Annotated in this window: 16 protein-coding genes and 1 pseudogene; 14 read left to right on the top strand and 3 right to left on the bottom strand. The window is 60.3% G+C overall.

Going from position 1 to position 21,034, the window contains the following annotated elements; all coding sequences use genetic code 11:
- The first annotated feature begins 143 nt into the window (after nucleotides 1-143).
- The 4 genes and pseudogenes from ACRC4F_RS27655 to ACRC4F_RS27670 all read left to right on the top strand — a co-directional run bounded on the left by ACRC4F_RS27655 (nucleotide 144) and on the right by ACRC4F_RS27670 (nucleotide 4,364).
- Nucleotides 144-539 carry a YbaN family protein gene (locus ACRC4F_RS27655; RefSeq protein ID WP_438662211.1) on the top strand — a complete coding sequence of 132 codons (396 nt, stop codon included), beginning with the start codon at nucleotides 144-146 and terminating at the stop codon, nucleotides 537-539.
- Between the two features lie 441 nt (nucleotides 540-980).
- Nucleotides 981-1,997: pseudogene (locus ACRC4F_RS27660) on the top strand (PDC sensor domain-containing protein); the annotation flags it as partial.
- Between the two features lie 102 nt (nucleotides 1,998-2,099).
- Entirely contained in the window at nucleotides 2,100-2,855 is a 756-nt protein-coding gene (locus ACRC4F_RS27665) for a methyl-accepting chemotaxis protein (RefSeq protein ID WP_438662261.1), read from the top strand.
- Between the two features lie 177 nt (nucleotides 2,856-3,032).
- Nucleotides 3,033-4,364: a CoA transferase gene (locus ACRC4F_RS27670; protein WP_438662212.1), complete on the top strand. Its 1,332-nt coding sequence runs from the start codon at nucleotides 3,033-3,035 to the stop codon at nucleotides 4,362-4,364.
- A gap of 183 nt (nucleotides 4,365-4,547) precedes the next feature.
- Here the strand turns inward: ACRC4F_RS27670 and ACRC4F_RS27675 are convergent, their stop codons facing one another.
- The 3 genes from ACRC4F_RS27675 to arcD (ACRC4F_RS27685) are packed head-to-tail and all read right to left on the bottom strand — an operon-like array spanning nucleotide 4,548 to nucleotide 7,036.
- Nucleotides 4,548-4,691: a hypothetical protein gene (locus tag ACRC4F_RS27675; protein ID WP_438662213.1), complete on the bottom strand. Its 144-nt coding sequence runs from the start codon at nucleotides 4,689-4,691 to the stop codon at nucleotides 4,548-4,550.
- A gap of 57 nt (nucleotides 4,692-4,748) precedes the next feature.
- Complete coding sequence (locus ACRC4F_RS27680) at nucleotides 4,749-5,612, bottom strand: DNA-3-methyladenine glycosylase family protein (RefSeq protein WP_438662214.1); 864 nt, start codon at nucleotides 5,610-5,612, stop codon at nucleotides 4,749-4,751.
- Complete coding sequence (arcD, locus tag ACRC4F_RS27685) at nucleotides 5,609-7,036, bottom strand: arginine-ornithine antiporter (protein ID WP_438662215.1); 1,428 nt, start codon at nucleotides 7,034-7,036, stop codon at nucleotides 5,609-5,611. The genes ACRC4F_RS27680 and arcD (ACRC4F_RS27685) overlap by 4 nt, the downstream gene beginning before the upstream one ends.
- Nucleotides 7,037-7,485: 449 nt before the next feature.
- On the opposite strand from arcD (ACRC4F_RS27685), the gene arcD (ACRC4F_RS27690) reads away from it, so the two are divergent.
- The 10 genes from arcD (ACRC4F_RS27690) (at nucleotide 7,486) to gcvT (ending at nucleotide 20,924) form a co-directional block, all read left to right on the top strand.
- The gene (gene arcD / locus ACRC4F_RS27690) at nucleotides 7,486-8,913 is read left to right on the top strand and encodes an arginine-ornithine antiporter (RefSeq protein WP_438662216.1); all 1,428 of its coding nucleotides are present in this window, start codon (nucleotides 7,486-7,488) and stop codon (nucleotides 8,911-8,913) included.
- 36 nt (nucleotides 8,914-8,949) lie between these two features.
- Nucleotides 8,950-10,206 carry an arginine deiminase gene (gene arcA, locus ACRC4F_RS27695; protein ID WP_438662217.1) on the top strand — a complete coding sequence of 419 codons (1,257 nt, stop codon included), beginning with the start codon at nucleotides 8,950-8,952 and terminating at the stop codon, nucleotides 10,204-10,206.
- A 69-nt stretch (nucleotides 10,207-10,275) separates the two neighbouring features.
- The gene (locus ACRC4F_RS27700) at nucleotides 10,276-11,286 is read left to right on the top strand and encodes an ornithine carbamoyltransferase (protein WP_438662218.1); all 1,011 of its coding nucleotides are present in this window, start codon (nucleotides 10,276-10,278) and stop codon (nucleotides 11,284-11,286) included.
- Between the two features lie 186 nt (nucleotides 11,287-11,472).
- Nucleotides 11,473-12,402 carry a carbamate kinase gene (arcC, locus tag ACRC4F_RS27705; RefSeq protein WP_438662219.1) on the top strand — a complete coding sequence of 310 codons (930 nt, stop codon included), beginning with the start codon at nucleotides 11,473-11,475 and terminating at the stop codon, nucleotides 12,400-12,402.
- A gap of 12 nt (nucleotides 12,403-12,414) precedes the next feature.
- A complete protein-coding gene (locus tag ACRC4F_RS27710) occupies nucleotides 12,415-12,777 on the top strand; it encodes a DUF5064 family protein (RefSeq protein ID WP_438662220.1) in 363 nt (120 codons plus the stop codon).
- A 220-nt stretch (nucleotides 12,778-12,997) separates the two neighbouring features.
- Entirely contained in the window at nucleotides 12,998-14,506 is a 1,509-nt protein-coding gene (locus ACRC4F_RS27715; RefSeq protein WP_438662221.1) for a sigma-54-dependent transcriptional regulator, read from the top strand.
- 428 nt (nucleotides 14,507-14,934) lie between these two features.
- Nucleotides 14,935-15,318 carry a glycine cleavage system protein GcvH gene (gene gcvH / locus ACRC4F_RS27720; RefSeq protein WP_008027813.1) on the top strand — a complete coding sequence of 128 codons (384 nt, stop codon included), beginning with the start codon at nucleotides 14,935-14,937 and terminating at the stop codon, nucleotides 15,316-15,318.
- Between the two features lie 11 nt (nucleotides 15,319-15,329).
- On the top strand, nucleotides 15,330-18,182 hold the full coding sequence (gene gcvP / locus ACRC4F_RS27725) for an aminomethyl-transferring glycine dehydrogenase (protein WP_438662222.1): 2,853 nt from the start codon (nucleotides 15,330-15,332) through the stop codon (nucleotides 18,180-18,182).
- A 202-nt stretch (nucleotides 18,183-18,384) separates the two neighbouring features.
- The gene (locus ACRC4F_RS27730; RefSeq protein WP_438662223.1) at nucleotides 18,385-19,761 is read left to right on the top strand and encodes an L-serine ammonia-lyase; all 1,377 of its coding nucleotides are present in this window, start codon (nucleotides 18,385-18,387) and stop codon (nucleotides 19,759-19,761) included.
- Between the two features lie 38 nt (nucleotides 19,762-19,799).
- Nucleotides 19,800-20,924: a glycine cleavage system aminomethyltransferase GcvT gene (gcvT, locus tag ACRC4F_RS27735; protein ID WP_438662224.1), complete on the top strand. Its 1,125-nt coding sequence runs from the start codon at nucleotides 19,800-19,802 to the stop codon at nucleotides 20,922-20,924.
- The last annotated feature ends 110 nt before the right edge of the window (nucleotides 20,925-21,034 follow it).

The raw sequence follows: 21,034 nt of genomic DNA on the forward strand, positions 1-21,034 counted from the left end.
AGCGAGCCTGCTCGCGATAGCGGTGTATCAGTCGATAAAAATGTTGTCTGGGATACCGCTATCGCGAGCAGGCTCGCTCCCACAAGGGGACTGGGCAAGCCCGCAAGATCACCGATCAAGCCTCACAAACGTCCCCTGAGCCCATGCCTCAACCCACCTCTTCAAAACTCCCCCGAATCCTCTTTGGCCTACTGGCCTACCTCAGCCTCGGCATCGGCCTGATCGCCATCGTCATCCCCGGCCTGCCGACCACCGAGTTCATCCTCCTCGCCGCCTGGGCCGCGACCAGGAGTTCGCCGCGCCTGAGTGCCTGGCTGGAGAACCATTGGCTGTTCGGTTCCATCCTGCGCAACTGGCGCCACGGCAAAATCATCGCCCGGCGGGCCAAGGTCAGCGCCACCGTCAGCATGCTGCTCTGCGCCGGGTTGATGCTGGTAATGCTCGATCATGGCTGGCCGATCTATCTGGCCATCGCCGGCATGAGTCTGGGCAATGTGTGGATCTGGTCAAGACCGGAATCGCTGCCGACAATTTCCTGAATTTTTGTCCTTTTCAGGGAGTTTTCCTGCGCAAACGATCAACCATGACCGCTCGTCGGTGCCACCATCATGCATCCTCTCCAAACGCCGATGAGCATTAAATGGCGCTGAATGGATTTGGCGAATCGGGTCGACATCGGCCACAGCCAACACCTCATCCATTTGCGAGTTCGCCCTATGTTCGACTCCCTCTCCATCCGCCTGAAAATCGTCTTGCTGTCCGGACTGTGCCTGCTCGGCGTGGTCGCGTTGATCGTCGGCATGAACTTCTACCAGACCAATCAGAACGATGAGCTGGTCAGCGCCTCGAGCAGCAAGATGCTCACCGCCAGCGTGCAGGACCTGCTGCAGGCCAAGGCCGCCGAGCAAGCGGTGCGGGTGCAGAAGACCTTCGGCGAAAGCCTGCTGGTGGTGACCGCCCTGGCGGACCAGATCAAGGACATGCGCACCCTGGCCGCCAAGCGCTCGCTTGAAGCCGGAGCCCTGCGTGAAGAGTTGAACCAGAGCCTCAAAACCGCTTTCGAGCGCAACAGCAAAGTGCTGGGGATCTGGCTGGCGTTCGAGCCCAATGGCCTTGACGGCAAGGACAGCGAATTCGCCAACGATGCGGCTCGTCAGTCCAACGAAATCGGGCGTTTCGCCAGTTACTGGAGCCGTGCCGGTGGTCCCGGGATCAACACGATCATGGTCGAAGACGACATGACCAAAACCACCCTGAGCCTCAGCGGTACGCCGTACAACAGCTGGTACACCTGCCCTCGCGACAGCAAACGCACCTGCTTGCTGGACCCGTATGCCGACACCGTCGGCGGCAAGGAAATGCTCATGACCACGATTTCCGTACCACTGCTGGTGGACGGCAAATCCATCGGCGTGGTCGGTATCGACATTGCCCTCGACGCCCTGCAAGCCGCCGCGGTCGATTCCCAGCGTGACCTGTTCAACAGCGCCGGACACATGCTGATCGTCTCCGGCAGCGGTGTACTGGCGGGTTACAGCGTTGACGCGAGCAAGGTAGGCAAAGGCATCGATGCCACCCTGGGCGCAGACGGCAAGGACATCCTGCAACTGCTCAGCGCAGGCACGCCAAAGATCCTCGAACAGGGTGATCTGATTCGCGCGGTGTACCCGGTCAGCCCGATCAGCGATTCCAAAGCCTGGGGCGTGGTAATCGACCTGCCCAAACAGGTGCTGCTGGCCGATTCGGTCAAGCTGCAAACGGTACTCGATGACGCCCAGCAAAGCGGCACGATCAAAGCGGTGCTGGTGGCTGTCGCGGCCGGCCTGGTTGGACTGTTGCTGATCTGGCTCACCGCCTCGGGCGTGACCCGGCCGATCAACAGCGTCGCCGAGATGCTCAAGGCGATTGCCAGCGGCGACGGTGACCTGACGCAGCGTCTGCACTACAGCAAGAAGGATGAACTGGGCGAACTGGTCAGCTGGTTCAACCGCTTCCTCGACAAGCTGCAACCGACCATCGCGCAGATCAAGCAAAGCATCACCGACGCCCGTGGCACCGCCGACCAGTCTTCGGAAATCGCCCGTCAGACCAGCGAAGGCATGCAGGTGCAGTTCCGTGAAATCGACCAGGTCGCCACCGCGTCCAACGAAATGAGCGCTACCGCCCACGACGTCGCCAACAGCGCCTCCAACGCGGCTAACGCGGCGAAAGGTGCCGACCAGTCGGCCCGCGATGGCATGCAGATCATCGAACGCAGCACCCGCGACATCAATCAACTGGCCGACGAAGTCAGCAAGGCCGTGACCGAAGTCGAAGCACTGGCGGTCAACAGCGAGCAGATCGGTTCGGTACTGGAAGTGATCCGCAGCATCGCCGAGCAGACCAACCTGCTGGCGCTCAACGCGGCCATCGAAGCCGCCCGTGCCGGCGAGAGCGGTCGCGGATTTGCGGTAGTGGCCGATGAAGTGCGCAACCTGGCCAAACGCACGCAGGATTCGGTGGAAGAAATCCGCATCGTGATCGAGCGCATCCAGACCGGCACGCGCGGTGTGGTCGCCACCATGCATTCGAGCCAGACCCAGGCCCACAGCAACGCCGGGCAGATCCAGCAAGCGGTGCAGGCGTTGAGCAAAATCAGCGACGCGGTCACCGTGATCAGCGACATGAACCTGCAAATCGCCAGCGCCGCCGAACAGCAAAGCGCGGTGGCCGAAGAGGTTAACCGCAACGTCTCGGCGATCCGCACCGTCACCGAGACGTTGACCGGCCAGGCCACTGAATCGGCGCAAATCAGCAGCCAGCTCAACTCCCTGACCACCCACCAGATGAAATTGATGGATCAGTTCCGCGTCTAGAAGCCCCACCGAAGATCCCCTGTGGGAGCGAGCCTGCTCGCGATAGCGATGCCACATCCAACAAAGATGTTGCCTGACACACCGCCATCGTGAGCAGGCTCGCTCCCACAAGGGGAATTTCATCCGGGCGGCCAGATTTTTGATCTATGCTCGGGCTCTCGTTCCGGAGGGCCTTCGATGACTGGTTTACTCACGTCCATTCAAGCCGCGCTCGGCTTGCCTCACACACCGATTCCTTTTACGTCGAGCGGCGCCCTGCCCTCGGCGTTTGCCGTGACCGACCTCGCCTGCGCCAGCATCGCGGCTGCCGGCCAAGCGGTCAGCGCATTGCTGCAGCAACACACCGGTCGCTTGCCCAGCCTTGAAGTCGACCGGCGCCTCGCGTCTTTCTGGTTTGCTACCTCGATTCGCCCCGTGGGCTGGAGCGTTCCACCGCTGTGGGACCCGGTGGCCGGTGACTACGCGACCCAGGACGGCTGGATTCGCTTGCACACCAATGCGCCGCATCACCGCGCCGCCGCCGAAAGCGTGCTCGGTGCCTGTGCCGACCGTGCCGCGACGGCGAGCAAGGTGGCGCAATGGACGAAAACCGATCTGGAACAGGCCGTGGTCGATGCCGGTGGTTGCGCCGCCGAAATGCGCAGCTGGGCGCAATGGCAGGCGCATCCCCAAGGCTTGGCGGTAAACGCCGAACCGTTGATTCAGTTCAGCGCCGCTTCTTCTCAACAGCCTAAATCGTGGCGGGGCTCTGTCGCGCAACCACTGGCGGGGATCAAGGTGCTGGACCTCACGCGCGTGCTCGCCGGCCCCGTCGCCAGTCGTTTTCTCGCCGGCCTTGGCGCCGATGTATTGCGCATCGACCCACCGACCTGGAACGAACCCGGCGTGGTGCCGGAAGTCACCTTGGGCAAACGCTGCGCGCGGCTGGATCTCCAGGACAAAGACGATCGAGCCGTGTTTGAAAGCCTGCTCAAGGACGCTGATATCGTGCTCCATGGCTACCGCGCCGATGCGCTGGAAAAGTTGGGCTACGGTGTCGCCGAGCGTGAAAAACTGGCGCCGGGCCTGATTGATGTGTGCCTCAACGCCTACGGCTGGAGCGGCCCTTGGCAGAACCGTCGCGGCTTTGACAGCCTGGTGCAGATGAGCAGTGGCATTGCCGACGCGGGGATGCAGTGGAAGCAAGCGGACAAACCGACGCCGTTGCCGGTTCAGGCGCTTGATCATGCAACCGGGTATCTGATGGCGGCTGCGGCGATCACCTTGTTGGGTCGTGGCGGGTCGGCCCGGCTGTCGTTGGCGCGCACGGCGAAGTTGTTGATTGAAAACGGTGCCGGGACGGATGAAGTGCTTCGGGCAGAAGATGAAAATGATCAAGGATTGTTGGTTGAGCAAACGCCTTGGGGGCCGGCGCATCGGCTTCATGTGCCGCTGAAAATCACCGGGACGCCGTTGCAGTGGGCGCTTCCGGCCTCTGAATTGGGTTCACATCGCGCGCAGTGGTGGTGACCGTTCTGGCCCCATCGCCAGCAGGCTGGCTCCCACAGTGAATCTGTATCGTTCACAAAACCTGTGGGAGCCAGCCTCAAGACAGTTGCCCCACAGCGGATACATGTCGATCACAAAACCTGTGGGAACCAGACAAACCCAATCATCAAAATCAAGAGTTGCCCCACAGCGGATATATGTCGATCACAAAACCTGTGGGACCAGACAAACCCAATCATCAAAATCAAGACAGTTGCCCCACAGCGGATTCATGTCGATCACAAAACCTGTGGGAGCCAGCCAAACCCAATCATCAAAATCAAGACAGTTGTCCCACAGTGGATTCATGTCGATCACAAAACCTGTGGGAGCCAGCCTGCTGGCGATGAGGCCGGAACAAACAAGTCAATCCATCCGGCTCAGCGATGTCCAAAGCACCTGCGCCGCATACCCCCGCCAAGGTCGCCAAGCCTCGGCCCGCTGCAACAAATCCCGCGCTGTCACCGGCCCACCCTCAAGCGCCGCCAACGCATTGATCAACCCCACATCCCCACTCGGAAACGCATCCATGTCCCGCAACTGCCGCAACGCAATGTACTGCGCTGTCCAGTCGCCAATCCCGTGCAACGCCAGCAACCGCGCCACGCCGCCCTCCCGCCCCGGCTCAAACAACAGCGGATCATTGAGCAACGCCTGAGCCACACCCGATAACGTCCGGCCCCGACTTTTCGGCATCCCCAACGTTGCCAGATCCGCCTCCGCCAGAACGCCGGCCTCAGGAAACACAAGAGTGACAGCGGACAAATCAGACGCCAGAGGTTGCCCGTACTGTGCGACCAGTTTCCCCGCCAAGCGGATCGCAGCGCTCACAGTAATCTGCTGCCCCAACACAGCTCGAATCGCCAGTTCCAACCCATCCCACGCTCCCGGCACCCGCAACCCCGGCCGTTCGGCAATCAACCGTTCCATCAATGGATCAACCGCCAATTGCCGATGGATCGCAGGCAAATCCGCATCCAGATCAAACATCCGCCGCAGCCGCGTGACAATCTGCGGCACGGCCGCCGGATCAGGAAAATCCAGCATCACTTCCAGCGCATCGCCCGCCACCGGTCTGATCGAAAACCCGCCGTAAACACCGTTCAACCCGATGCTGCGTGAGTAAACGCCGTCGACCACCGTTTCCATCCCTGCTACCGCCCGCGCCGACAAAAATCCCAGCATCGCCGACCAGTCATAAGGCGGTTGATGCGCCAGCAACAACCTCACAACGACAGCAATCCGCTGTACAACCCATACGCCGCCAGCCCTGCTCCGCTGATGACGCAGGTAAAAATCCCTTTCTCGATATGAGTGAACAAAGGTTTCCCCTGTTCGTGTTTGGCCTTGGCAAACAAGATCACCCCCGGCGCATACAACAGCGCCGACAACAGCAAATACTTCACCCCGCCTGCATACAACAACCACACCGCGTAACCCAGCGCGATACCGCCGATCATCAGGTCCTTGGTGCGCTCGGCCGACGCGTGCTCGTAGGTTTCGCCGCGTCCGCTCAACAGCACCGCATACGCCGCCGACCACAGGTACGGCACCAGAATCATCGAAGACGCGAGGTAGATCAGGCTGGTGTACGTGCCGGCGGAAAACAGCGTGATCAGCAAGAAAAGCTGGATCATCACGTTAGTCAGCCACAGCGCATTGACCGGCACATGGTTGGCGTTTTCCTTGGTCAGGAACGCCGGCATGGTCTTGTCTTTGGCCGTGGCGAAGAGGATTTCGGCGCAGAGCAGCGCCCAGGACAACAACGCTCCGAGCAGCGAAATCGCCAGGCCGATGCTGATCAGCAACGCGCCCCAAGGGCCGACGATGTGCTCCAGCACTGCCGCCAGTGACGGGTTCTGCAACGTGGCCAATTCGGGCTGGCTCATGATCCCCAGCGACAACACATTCACCAGCACCAGCAAGGCCAACACGCCGAGAAAACCGATGACTGTCGCCCGACCGACGTCCGAGCGTTTCTCCGCCCGCGCCGAATACACACTGGCGCCCTCAATGCCGATGAACACGAACACGGTGACCAGCATCATGTTGCGCACCTGATCCATCACACCGCCAAAATTCGGGTTGCCACGGCCCCAGATGTCCCGGGTGAAGATGTCCGCCTTGAAGGCCACGGCGGCGATGACGATAAACATGATCAGCGGCACGACCTTGGCCACGGTGGTCAGCTGATTGATGAAGGTCGCTTCCTTGATCCCGCGCATCACCAGAAAATGCACGGCCCACAGCAGCACCGAGGCGCAGCCGATGGCGATTGGCGTGTTGCCCTGGCCAAACACCGGAAAGAAATAACCAAGGGTGCTGAACAGCAACACGAAATAACCGACGTTGCCCAGCCAGGCGCTGATCCAGTAACCCCAGGCCGATGAGAACCCCATGTAATCGCCGAACCCGGCCTTGGCGTAGGCGTATACCCCGGAGTCCAGTTCTGGTTTGCGATTGGCCAGGGTCTGGAACACGAAAGCCAGGGTCAGCATGCCGACAGCGGTGATCGCCCAACCAATCAGGATCGCCCCGGCATCGGCTCGTTCTGCCACGTTTTGCGGCAGTGAGAAGATCCCGCCCCCAATCATCGAACCCACCACCAGCGCGATCAACGCGCCTAGCCTAAGTTTTTGCGTCGGTTGCGACATTCCTGCGTCTCCCTTTCCCGCTGCGAGGACCGCCCGCCGCGTGACCATCACATAGTCAGTTTTAACTAAACAGATAAAGCGTAATAACGTTTATCAATTAACGCCAATCCGCAGCTTTATTTATAACCATTCACTCTATCGCACCCGTAATAAATAGCGGTTCTGTCGATAAATCCTAATAAATCGATACAACTGTAAAAACGGGAAGGGAAACTTGCCAAACCACAAAAACCAACTAGCGTCTAGACTTCAATGGAAACGCGTTATCTCTTCTCAACTCTGCCGAAGCCTCTGGACAGGGCCTTCCCGGCAACAGCCTTATGCCTGCCAACACCTCGAAAGTCTTTGATTAACAATGGAATGTGTCCATGCATTGATCTAAGTCAGATGATTGAACAGCTTACGAACTTAACCTGTTGTCTCTACTTCTCCTGCAATGGAGTCATGCAATGTCTGAATCCCCCGGAAAACTGAAACTCGGCGCACTGGTTGCGTTGGTTGTCGGCTCGATGATTGGTGGGGGGATCTTTTCCCTGCCGCAGAACATGGCCGCCAGTGCCGATGTCGGTGCTGTGCTCATCGGCTGGGCAATCACCGCGGTCGGCATGCTGACCCTGGCCTTCGTCTTCCAGACCCTGGCCAATCGAAAGCCTGATCTGGACGGCGGTGTCTACGCCTACGCCAAGGCCGGTTTTGGCGACTACATGGGTTTTTCGTCCGCGTGGGGTTACTGGATCAGTGCGTGGCTGGGCAACGTCGGTTATTTCGTGTTGCTGTTCAGCACCCTCGGTTACTTTTTTCCGATCTTCGGCGAAGGCAACACGGTAGCCGCCGTGATCGGCGCGTCGGTGCTGCTCTGGGGGGTGCACTTTCTCGTGCTGCAGGGCATCAAGGAAGCCGCGTTCATCAACCTGGTGACCACTGTTGCCAAGATCGTGCCGCTGCTGTTGTTTGTCCTGATCGCGATTTTCGCCTTCAAACTGGACATCTTCACCGCCGACATCTGGGGCGTGAAAAACCCGGACCTGGGCAGCGTGATGAACCAGGTGCGCAAGATGATGCTGGTCACCGTCTGGGTGTTCATCGGCATCGAAGGCGCGAGCATCTTCTCGGCCCGGGCGGAAAAACGCAGCGACGTCGGTAAGGCCACGGTGATCGGTTTCATCACCGTGTTGCTGTTCCTGGTGCTGGTGAACGTGCTGTCGCTGGGCATCATGACCCAACCAGAACTGGCCAAGTTGCAGAACCCGTCGATGGCCGCGGTGCTGGAGCACGTGGTCGGTCACTGGGGTGCGGTGCTGATCAGCGTCGGTCTGATCATTTCGCTGCTCGGTGCATTGCTGTCGTGGGTGCTGTTGTGTGCGGAGATCATGTTCGCCGCCGCCAAGGATCACACCATGCCGGAATTCCTGCGCAAGGAGAACGCCAACCATGTGCCGGTCAATGCCTTGTGGCTGACCAACGCGATGGTGCAGCTGTTCCTGATCATCACGCTGTTTTCGGCCAGTACTTACCTGTCGCTGATCTACCTCGCCACTTCAATGATTCTGGTGCCGTACCTATGGTCCGCGGCTTATGCGCTGCTGCTGGCGGTGCGCGGCGAGAGTTATGAAAACGACCCGGGCGAACGCTCGAAGGATTTGCTCATCGGCGCCATTGCGGTGATCTACGCGGTCTGGCTGGTCTACGCAGGGGGTACCAAATACCTGCTGTTGTCTGCCCTGCTCTATGCGCCCGGGGTCGTCCTGTTCGCCAAGGCCAAGCGAGAACTCGGCAAACCGATTTTCACCAACGTCGAGAAGCTGATTTTTGCAGCCGTCATCGTGGGCGCCGTGGTAGCGGCCTACGGGCTGTATGACGGCTTCCTGACGCTATAACACCCCACCTGTTTTGCCATCTGGAGGATCACGGTAATGACCACGGAAAAAGTTAAGTACGGCGTACATTCCGAAGCCGGCAAACTGCGCAAAGTCATGGTTTGCTCCCCAGGACTCGCCCATCAGAGGCTGACCCCGAACAACTGCGACGAACTGCTTTTCGATGATGTGCTATGGGTGGCCCAGGCCAAGCGTGACCATTTCGACTTCGTCACCAAAATGCGCGAACGCGGGGTCGACGTGCTGGAAATGCACAACCTGCTGACCGACATCGTCGCCATCCCTGAAGCCCTCGACTGGATTCTGGAACGCAAGGTCACGGCCAACTCGGTGGGCCTCGGCCTGATCAACGAAACCGGTTCCTGGCTGCGTAGCCTGGAGCCGAGAAAAATCGCCGAATTCCTGATTGGCGGCGTTTCCGCTGACGACTTGCCGGACAGTTTCGGCGGCAAGACCATTCAGATGTTCCGCGAGTTTCTCGGGCATTCCAGCTTCATCCTGCCGCCGCTGCCCAACACCCAGTTCACCCGCGACACCACGTGCTGGATCTATGGCGGCGTGACGCTGAACCCGATGTACTGGCCGGCGCGTCGTCAGGAAACCCTGCTGACCACCGCCATCTATAAATTCCATCCGCAGTTCACCAACGCCGACTTCCAGATCTGGTACGGCGACCCTGATCAGGAACACGGCAGCTCCACCCTTGAAGGCGGCGATGTAATGCCGATCGGCAATGGTGTGGTGTTGATCGGTATGGGCGAACGCTCGTCCCGTCAGGCCATCGGCCAGTTGGCGGTGAACCTGTTCAAGAACAACGCCGTGGAAAAAGTCATTGTTGCCGGCCTGCCGAAATCCCGCGCAGCGATGCACCTGGACACGGTGTTCAGCTTCTGCGACCGCGATTTGGTAACGATTTTCCCGGAAGTGGTGAACCAGATCGTCGCCTTCACGTTGCAACCTGACGAAAGCAAGCCGGGCGGTATCGACATTCGTCGCGAAGAAACCAACTTCCTCGACACGGTGGCCAAGGCCCTCAACCTCAAGGCGCTGCGCGTGGTGGAAACCGGCGGCAACAGTTTCGCCGCCGAACGCGAGCAATGGGACGACGGCAACAACGTGGTGGCTGTGGAACCCGGCGTGGTGATCGGTTATGACCGCAACACCTACACCAACACCCTGCTGCGCAAGGCCGGTGTGGAAGTCATCACCATCAGCGCCGGCGAACTCGGACGCGGCCGTGGCGGCGGCCACTGCATGACCTGCCCGATCATTCGCGACCCTATCGACTACTAAACGACCATCCCCCCGGCCGCACTGATCCCGTAGCGGCCGGGCCGATTACCGAACTCAAGGAGAATCATCATGGCGTTCAATATCCACAACCGTAACCTGCTCAGCCTGGAGCACCACACGCCCCGTGAGCTGCGTTACCTGCTCGACCTGTCCCGCGATCTCAAACGTGCGAAGTACACAGGCACCGAGCAGCAACACCTCAAGGGCAACAACATCGCGCTGATCTTCGAAAAAACCTCGACCCGCACCCGTTGCGCCTTCGAAGTCGCGGCCTATGACCAGGGCGCCAACGTCACTTATATCGACCCGAATTCTTCGCAAATCGGCCACAAGGAAAGCATGAAGGACACCGCCCGCGTTCTGGGGCGCATGTACGACGCCATCGAATACCGTGGCTTCAAGCAGGAAATCGTCGAGGAGCTCGCCAAGTTCGCCGGTGTGCCGGTGTTCAACGGCCTCACCGACGAGTACCACCCGACGCAAATGATCGCCGACGTGCTGACCATGCGTGAACACGCGGACAAACCGATCCACGAGATCAGCTACGCCTACCTGGGCGACGCTCGCAACAACATGGGCAACTCGCTGCTGCTGGTCGGCGCCAAGCTGGGCATGGACGTGCGTATCTGCGCACCGAAAGCCCTGTGGCCAACAGATGACCTGGTGGCTCGCTGCAAAAAATACGGTGAAGAAAGCGGCGCAAGAATCACGCTGACCGAGGACCCGAAAGCCGCGGTAAAAGGCGTGGACTTCATCCACACCGACGTGTGGGTGTCGATGGGCGAGCCGGTCGAAGCCTGGGCCGAACGCATCCAGCAACTGCTGCCGTACCAGGTCAACGCAGAATTGATGAAAGCCACCGGCAACCCGCGCACCAAGTTCATGCACTGTCTGCCGGCGTTCCATAACAGCGACACCAAGATCGGCAAACAGATTGCCGAGCAGTACCCGAATTTGAGCAACGGCATCGAAGTCACCGATGACGTGTTCGAGTCGCCGGCCTGCATCGCCTTCGAGCAAGCGGAAAACCGCATGCACACGATCAAGGCAATCCTGGTGTCGACCCTGGCCGATCTCTAACGGCCCACTCGGCTCTCACTGACGGAACATGGTCAATGTGGGAGCTGGCCTGCCAGCGATGGCAGCGCCGCGGTGCATCTGACAGACCGCGGCGATCCCATCGCGAGCAGTCTCGCTCCCACAGGGTCAGGGTTCCATCGACAGACCGAGTTGCCCGCTTACTGCTCTTTTAGAAGGACATGCATCATGCGTATCGTCGTTGCTCTGGGCGGAAACGCCCTGCTCCGCCGTGGTGAACCCATGACCGCGGACAATCAACGCGCCAACATCCGGATCGCCACCGAACAAATCGCCAAGATCCATGCCGGCAATGAACTGGTCATCGCCCACGGCAATGGTCCGCAGGTTGGTCTTCTGTCGCTTCAAGCCGCCGCCTACACCTCGGTTTCGCCTTATCCGCTGGACGTGCTCGGTGCCGAAACCGAAGGCATGATCGGCTACATCATCGAACAGGAACTGGGCAACCTGCTGGACTTCGAAGTGCCCTTCGCGACCCTGCTGACCCAAGTCGAAGTCGACGCCAACGACCCAGCGTTCCAGAACCCCACCAAACCCATCGGCCCGGTCTACGCCAAGGCCGAAGCGGAAAAACTCGCCGCCGAGAAAGGCTGGGCGATTGCTCCGGACGGCGACAAATACCGTCGCGTGGTGGCCAGCCCGAGACCGAAACGCATCTTTGAAATCCGCCCGATCAAATGGCTGCTGGAAAAAGGCAGCATCGTGATCTGCGCTGGCGGTGGCGGCATCCCGACGATGTACGGCGCCCACAGTAAGCTGCAAGGTGTGGAAGCGGTGATCGACAAGGACCTGTGTTCGGCGCTGCTGGCCGAGCAGCTGGAAAGCGATCTGCTGGTGATCGCCACCGACGTCAACGCGGCGTTCATCGATTACGGCAAACCAACCCAGAAAGCCATCGCCCAGGCCCACCCCGATGAAATGGAAAAACTTGGCTTCGCCGCCGGCTCCATGGGACCAAAGGTGCAGGCCGCCTGCGAGTTTGCCCGCCATACTGGAAAAACCGCGGTGATCGGTTCACTCTCGGACATCGAAGCGATCGTCCAGGGCACGGCCGGCACCCGCATCAGCACGGCAAAACCTGGCATTACTTATTTATAAGGAGAAACGTCAATGGCAACGTTCGAGCCCGGTCACTTGCACATCGAGCGCCACGCGCTGACCCCGGATGATGTCAACTACAACGTGCACCTCGACTATGAGGTCAGCAAGAACGACAAAGGGGAACAAGGCATCCAGTTCACCATGCATGGCAGCATTCAGGGCAAGGACATGTCAGAGCTCTTCTTTCTGCCCAAGGTGGAGGCGTACAACTTCGCCAAAAACGTAACGGATATTGCCGAGAAGTACGGAATCCCGAAGACACACAGCCAGATAGGCTCAGTCCACAAGCATTACGATCTGATGTTCGAAGACATCCGGAAGCAGCTGGATATGAAATCCGGCGACCCGATAAACCTCGAGAACTTCGAGTAACCCCATTCCCCTGGATGAACGCTGTACCTGTAGGAGCGAGCCTGCTCGCGATGGCGGACTGACAGTCACCATGAATGTCGACTGATACTCCGCCATCGCGAGCAGGCTCGCTCCCACAAGGGGTTCATGTGTCACCCTGAAGTCCCCCGCAGGATTTCACCATTCGCCCGCCCCAAGGCATACTTGCCACCCTCCGCACGTCAGATTAAAAAACCGCCCCATGCGTATCCACGTCAGTTTCATCGACCGCGTCGGCATTACCCAGGAAGTCCTGGCCCTGCTTGGTGGGCGTAATCTCAATCTGGATGCGGTGGAAATGGTCCCGCCCAACGTTTACATCGACGCCCCGACCCTGAGCCCGCAAGTGCTCGAAGAGCTGCGCGATGCATTGCTCAGCGTGCGTGGCGTGCAAGCGATGACGGTGGTCGACATCCTGCCCGGCCAACGTCGGCACTTGCAGCTCGATGCGCTGCTCGCCGCCATGACCGACCCGGTGCTGGCTCTGGACAGCGCCGGCAAAGTGTTGCTGGCCAACCCGGCATTGATCGCTTTGTATGGTCGTGAACCGGCGGGGGAAAGTGTCGCGGATCTGTTTGCCGATCCAGCGTTGCTCGATGCCCTGCTGGAACACGGCTTCCGCCTGCCGCTGCGCGAGATCACGGTCAACGGCCAGACCTTGCTGCTGGACGCCACCCCGATCACCGATGCCGGCGCCCTGCTGACCCTGTATCAGCCGAACCGCATCGGTGAACGCCTCTCGGCGCTGCACCACGACCATGCCGAAGGGTTCGACGCGCTGCTCGGCGAGTCTCCAGCGATTCGTACGCTCAAGGCGCGCGCTCAACGTGTAGCGGCATTGGATGCACCGTTGTTGATCCAGGGTGAAACCGGCACCGGCAAAGAACTGGTCGCTCGCGCCTGCCACGCCATCAGCGCCCGGCACAGTTCGCCATTTTTGGCGCTGAACTGCGCAGCATTGCCGGAGAACCTCGCCGAAAGCGAACTGTTCGGCTACGCCCCCGGCGCCTTCACCGGCGCGCAACGGGGTGGCAAACCGGGGCTGATGGAACTGGCGAACCAGGGCACGGTGTTTCTCGACGAGATCGGCGAGATGTCGCCGTACTTGCAGGCGAAGTTGCTGAGGTTCCTCAACGACGGCAGCTTCCGTCGGGTCGGCGGTGACCGCGAAGTGAAGGTCAATGTGCGGATCCTCAGCGCGACTCACCGCAACCTGGAAAAAATGGTCAGCGAAGGGTCGTTCCGCGAAGACTTGTTCTATCGCCTCAACGTCCTGAATGTCGAAGTCCCGCCCCTGCGCGAACGCGGCCAGGACATTCTGCTGCTGGCGCGCTATTTCATGCAGCAGGCGTGCGCGCAGATTCAGCGCCCGGTCTGTCGCCTGGCACCGGGCACTTATCCTGCGCTGTTGGGTAATCGCTGGCCGGGCAACGTGCGGCAATTGCAGAACGTGATCTTCCGCGCGGCGGCGATTTGCGAAAGCAGCCTGGTGGACATCGGCGACCTCGACATCGCCGGGACCTCGGTGGCGCGTCAGAGTGACAGCGACGTCGACAGCCTCGAGCAGGCGATGGAAGAGTTCGAGAAAACCCTGCTGGAAAAGCTGTACGTCAGCTATCCCTCGACCCGGCAACTGGCGAGCCGGCTGCAAACCTCCCACACGGCAATCGCCCATCGGTTGCGCAAGTACGGCATTCCCAACAAGCCCTGAAATCACCGTAGTCCCTGTGGGAGCCAGCCTGCTGGCGATTGCGGTGTATCAGGCAAAAAAGATGTCGACTGACAGAACCTCATCGCCAGCAGGCTGGCTCCCACAGGTTCTGTGTTCAGACTGAATCCTGTTCAAAAACGACCTCCATCTGTACTGAAAGCGCTACAGCGGAACGATATCGCTACACCCTCCCCCGATCACCGCTGTGCAAGGCTTTGATCCACCTAGGCTTTTATCTCCGCCTTATGCTGTAGCGATTTCGCTACAGCCATCCATTCCCTGCAAGCCACAGAACAACTTAACCAGTTGATTTATAACGATAAAAAAACATTGGCCGCGATTTTGCTTAGTAGCCACCTATAAAGCAGGGCTTTAGCCCAAGCATTCCATCGCGTCCACCAGACGAGTCTGGCCCCTTAGGAGTTTCCATGAGCGAGTTGCGTTTTACTGAAGATCACGAATGGCTGCGCACCGAAGCTGACGGCAGCGTCACTGTCGGCATCACCGCCTTCGCACAGAACGCCCTGGGCGACGTGGTTTTCGTACAACTGCCTGAGCTGCAGTCCTACGACAAAGGCGCTGAAGCCGCCACCGTGGAATCGGTAAAAGCCGCCAGCGGCGTGTACATGCCTCTCGACGGTGAAGTGCTGGAAGTGAACCCGGCACTCGACAGCAGCCCTGAACTGGTCAACGAAGATCCGCTGGGCGAAGGCTGGTTCTTCCGCTTCCAGCCAACCGACGCCTCGGCGGTCGCCAAACTGCTGGATCAGGACGCCTACGACCGTCTGATCAAAGCCAACGCCGAAGCCTGAGGAGCGCTGACATGACTCAAGTAAACCTGACTACTGCTAACGAATTCATCGCCCGCCACATCGGCCCGCGTGCCGGTGACGAGCAAGCGATGCTCAACAGCCTCGGCTTTGACTCGCTGGAAGCCCTGAGCGCCAGCGTCATCCCCGACAGCATCAAAGGCACCAGCGTCCTCGGCCTCGAAGACGGCCTGAGCGAAGCCGATGCCCTGGCCTTGATCAAGTCCATCGCCGGCAAAAACCAGCTGTTCAAGACCTACATCGGCCAGGGCTACTACGGCACCCACACGCCGTCGCCGATCCTGCGCAACCTGCTGGAAAACCCGGCCTGGTACACCGCGTACACCCCGTACCAGCCAGAAATTTCCCAGGGCCGCCTCGAAGCGCTGCTGAACTTCCAGACCCTGATCAGCGACCTCACCGGCCTGCCGATCGCCAACGCCTCGCTGCTCGACGAAGCCACCGCCGCCGCCGAAGCCATGACCTTCTGCAAACGCCTGAGCAAGAACAAAGGCAGCCACGCGTTCTTCGCCTCCGTGCATTGCCACCCGCAAACCCTCGACGTGCTGCGCACCCGTGCCGAGCCGCTGGGCATCGACGTTGTCGTCGGCGACGAGCTTGAACTGACCGACGTGACGCCGTTCTTCGGCGCCCTGCTGCAATACCCGGCGAGCAACGGTGATGTGTTCGACTACCGCGAACTGACCGAACGCTTCCACGCTGCCAACGCATTGGTTGCAGTTGCAGCGGACCTGCTGGCCCTGACCGTGCTGACCCCGCCGGGTGAGTTCGGCGCCGACGTAGCCATCGGCAGCGCGCAACGCTTCGGCGTGCCGCTGGGTTTCGGTGGCCCGCACGCCGCTTACTTCTCGACAAAAGACGCGTTCAAGCGCGACATGCCGGGCCGTCTGGTCGGTGTTTCCGTGGACCGTTTCGGCAAACCGGCCCTGCGTCTGGCGATGCAAACCCGCGAGCAACATATCCGTCGTGAGAAAGCCACGTCGAACATCTGCACCGCGCAAGTGCTGCTGGCCAACATTGCCAGCATGTACGCCGTGTACCACGGCCCGAAAGGCCTGACGCAGATCGCCAACCGCGTGCATCACCTGACCGCGATTCTGGCTAAAGGCCTGAAAGCAATCGGCCTGAACGTCGAACAAGAAAGCTTCTTCGATACGCTGACTCTGAACACCGGCGCCAACACCGCCAAGCTGCACGACAAGGCTCGCGCCCAGCAGATCAACCTGCGCGTCGTGGATGCCGAACGTCTGGGCCTGTCCCTAGACGAAACCACTTCGCAAGCTGACGTGGAAACCCTGTGGGCGCTGCTGGCCGACGGCAAAACCCTGCCGGACTTCGCCGCCCTCGCCGCTTCGGTTCAAGCGACCATTCCAGCGGCACTGGTGCGCCAGTCGCCGATCCTCAGCCACCCGGTGTTCAACCGTTACCACTCGGAAACCGAGCTGATGCGCTACCTGCGCAAGCTCGCCGACAAGGACCTGGCACTGGATCGCACCATGATCCCGTTGGGTTCGTGCACCATGAAACTCAACGCTGCCAGCGAAATGATCCCGGTGACCTGGGCTGAATTCGGAGCCCTGCACCCGTTCGCCCCGGCCGAGCAAAGCGCCGGCTACCAGCAACTGACCGATGAACTGGAAGCAATGCTCTGCGCCGCCACCGGTTACGACGCGATCTCCCTGCAACCGAACGCCGGTTCGCAAGGTGAATACGCCGGTCTGCTGGCGATTCGTGCCTATCACCAGAGCCGTGGCGAAGACCGTCGCGATATTTGCCTGATCCCGTCCTCGGCTCACGGTACCAACCCGGCCACCGCCAACATGGCCGGCATGCGCGTTGTAGTGACCGCGTGCGATGCCCGTGGCAACGTTGACATCGAAGACCTGCGCGCCAAGGCCATCGAGCACCGCGAACACCTCGCTGCGCTGATGATCACCTACCCGTCGACCCACGGCGTGTTCGAAGAAGGCATCCGTGAAATCTGCGGCATCATTCATGACCACGGCGGCCAGGTGTACATCGACGGCGCCAACATGAACGCCATGGTTGGCCTTTGCGCACCGGGCAAGTTCGGCGGCGACGTGTCCCACCTGAACCTGCACAAGACCTTTTGCATTCCTCACGGCGGTGGCGGCCCGGGCGTTGGCCCAATTGGCGTGAAATCGCACCTGACCCCGTTCCTGCCGGGTCACGGCACCATGGAACGCAAGGAAGGCGCAGTCTGCGCAGCACCGTTCGGCAGCGCGAGCATTCTGCCGATCACCTGGATGTACATTCGGATGATGGGTGGTGCGGGTCTGAAGCGTGCTTCGCAACTGGCGATCCTGAATGCCAACTACATTTCCCGTCGCCTCGAAGAGCATTACCCAGTGCTCTACACCGGCAGCAACGGCTTGGTGGCGCACGAATGCATCCTCGATTTGCGCCCACTGAAAGACAGCAGCGGCATCAGCGTCGATGACGTCGCCAAGCGCCTGATCGACTTCGGTTTCCACGCCCCGACCATGTCGTTCCCGGTCGCCGGCACGCTGATGATCGAGCCGACCGAAAGCGAATCCAGGGAAGAACTGGACCGCTTCTGCGACGCCATGATCCGCATCCGCGAAGAAATTCGCGCGGTGGAAAACGGCACGCTGGACAAGGACGACAATCCGCTGAAAAACGCTCCGCACACTGCCGCAGAAATCGTTGGCGAGTGGACGCACCCGTACAGCCGTGAGCAAGCGGTGTATCCGGTTGCGTCGCTGATCGAAGGCAAATACTGGCCACCGGTCGGTCGCGTCGACAACGTGTTTGGTGATCGCAACCTGGTTTGCGCCTGCCCGTCGATCGAAAGCTACGCTTAAACAAATGAGGGGCAGGTTTACCTGCCCCTTTTTCCACAACACCACAAAACCCTGTGGGAGCTGGCCTGCCAGCGATAGCGGTGGATCAATCTCCACCTCTGTTGCCTGACACACTGCCATCGCTGGCAGGCCAGCTCCCACAGGGGAATACATCAAGCCTGATATTCCGCCAATTCCTATAACAAGAAACCGGAGAACAACCATGTCGTTAAGCGTGTTCGACCTGTTCAAGATTGGCATCGGCCCCTCCAGCTCCCACACCGTCGGCCCGATGCGCGCCGCCGCGCGCTTCGCCGAAGGCTTGCGCCGTGAAGGGCTGCTGGCAGCCACCACCTGCGTCAAAGTCGAGCTCTACGGCTCGCTCGGCGCCACCGGCAAAGGCCACGGCAGCGACAAAGCCGTGTTGCTCGGCCTGGAAGGCGAACACCCGGACACCGTGAACACCGAAACCGTCGCCGCCCGTCTCCTGGAGATTCGCGGCAATGGTCGTTTGAACCTGCTCGGCGAACACAGCATTGCGTTCAACGAGAAAGAACACCTGGCGATGATCCGCAAACCGCTGGCCTATCACCCCAACGGCATGATCTTTCGCGCCTTCGATGCCGCGGGCATACAAATACGCAGCCGTGAGTACTACTCAGTCGGCGGCGGATTCGTGGTCGATGAAGACGCCGCCGGCGCCGACCGCATCGTCGAAGACGCCACGCCGCTGACCTTCCCGTTCAAGAGCGCCAAGGATTTGCTTGGTCATTGCACCACTTACGGCTTGTCCATCAGCCAGGTCATGCTGACCAACGAAAGCGCCTGGCGCCCGGAAGCGGAAACCCGCGCCGGACTGCTGAACATCTGGCAGGTGATGCAGGACTGCGTCGCTGCCGGTTGCCGCAACGAGGGCATTTTGCCCGGTGGCTTGAAAGTCAAACGTCGGGCCGCCGCGCTGCACCGGCAACTGTGCAAGAACCCGGAATCGTCATTGCGCGATCCGCTGTCGGTGCTGGACTGGGTCAACCTGTACGCCCTGGCGGTCAACGAAGAAAACGCCAACGGCGGACGCGTCGTCACTGCGCCCACTAACGGAGCCGCGGGCATCGTCCCGGCGGTGCTGCATTACTACATGCGCTTCATCCCCGGCGCCAGCGAAGACGGCGTCGTGCGCTTTCTGCTGACCGCCGCCGCGATCGGCATTCTCTACAAGGAAAACGCCTCGATCTCCGGCGCCGAAGTCGGCTGTCAGGGTGAAGTCGGCGTGGCCTGTTCCATGGCGGCCGGGGCCTTGTGCGAAGTACTTGGCGGCACCGTGCAGCAAGTGGAAAACGCGGCCGAAATCGGCATGGAACACAACCTGGGCCTGACCTGCGACCCGATTGGCGGGCTGGTGCAAGTGCCTTGCATTGAGCGCAACGCCATGGGCTCGGTGAAAGCCATCAATGCGGTACGCATGGCCCTGCGCGGCGACGGTCAGCATTTCGTCTCCCTCGACAAGGTCATCCGCACCATGCGTCAGACCGGCGCCGACATGAAAAGCAAATACAAGGAAACCGCCCGTGGCGGTTTGGCGGTCAACATTATCGAGTGCTGATGCTCACGCGCATCCGCACACTTTTTCAGGAGCTGAATATGTCCACCGAACAATTGCTGAAAACCCCGCTGCACGCACTGCACATCGAACTCGGCGCACGCATGGTGCCGTTCGCCGGCTACGACATGCCGGTGCAATACCCGCTGGGCGTGATGAAAGAACACCAGCACACCCGTGATCAGGCCGGGCTGTTCGATGTCTCGCACATGGGCCAGATCCGCCTGACCGGCGCCAATGCTGCCAAGGCCCTGGAAACCCTGGTGCCGGTGGACATCATCGACCTGCCGGTGGGCATGCAGCGCTACGCGATGTTCACCAACGAAACCGGCGGCATCCTCGACGACCTGATGGTCGCCAACCTGGGTAACGACGAACTGTTCCTGGTGGTCAACGCCGCCTGCAAGGATCAAGACCTCGCACATCTGCAAAAGCACATCGGCGACCAGTGCACGATCGAGCCGCTGTTCGAAGAGCGCGCCCTGCTGGCTTTGCAAGGTCCGGCTGCGGTCACCGTGCTCGCGCGCCTGGCGCCCGAAGTGGCGAAGATGACCTTCATGCAGTTCACCCGCGTGAAACTGCTGGGCGTCGAATGCTTTGTCAGCCGTTCGGGCTACACCGGTGAAGACGGTTTCGAAATCTCCGTTCCGGCCGCCAACGCTGAAGCCCTGGCGCGCGCCCTGCTGGCTGAACCGGAAGTCGCGGCCATCGGCCTTGGTGCTCGCGACTCGCTGCGCCTCGAAGCCGGCCTGTGCCTCTACGGTCACGACATGAACACCGAGACCACTCCGATCGAAGCCAGCCTGCTGTGGGCTATCTCCAAGCCACGTCGTGCTGATGGTGCACGGTCCGGCGGCTTCCCTGGCGCCGAGACGGTATTCGCTCAACAGCAAGCCAGTGTCAGCCGCAAACGTGTGGGTCTTCTGCCTCAGGAACGCACGCCGGTGCGTGAAGGCGCAGAAATCGTCAACGAAGCGGGCGACATCATTGGTTCTGTTTGCAGCGGCGGCTTTGGTCCGACCTTGGGCGGTCCATTGGCCATGGGTTACCTCGACAGCGCTTATATCGCTATCGACACACCGGTGTGGGCAATTGTTCGTGGGAAAAAGGTGCCTTTGCTTGTAAGCAAAATGCCATTTGTTCCACAACGCTACTATCGCGGCTGATTGACTGTTTCTATAAGTAACGCGGTTGCGTTAACAGTGCACTAATGTGTAACGCAACCGCCATAAAACAGTGCATGTCTTTGGTTCTAAGCTTCGTTTATGAACGTTGC

The organism is Pseudomonas sp., from assembly GCF_051660785.1.
Classification (GTDB): domain Bacteria; phylum Pseudomonadota; class Gammaproteobacteria; order Pseudomonadales; family Pseudomonadaceae; genus Aquipseudomonas.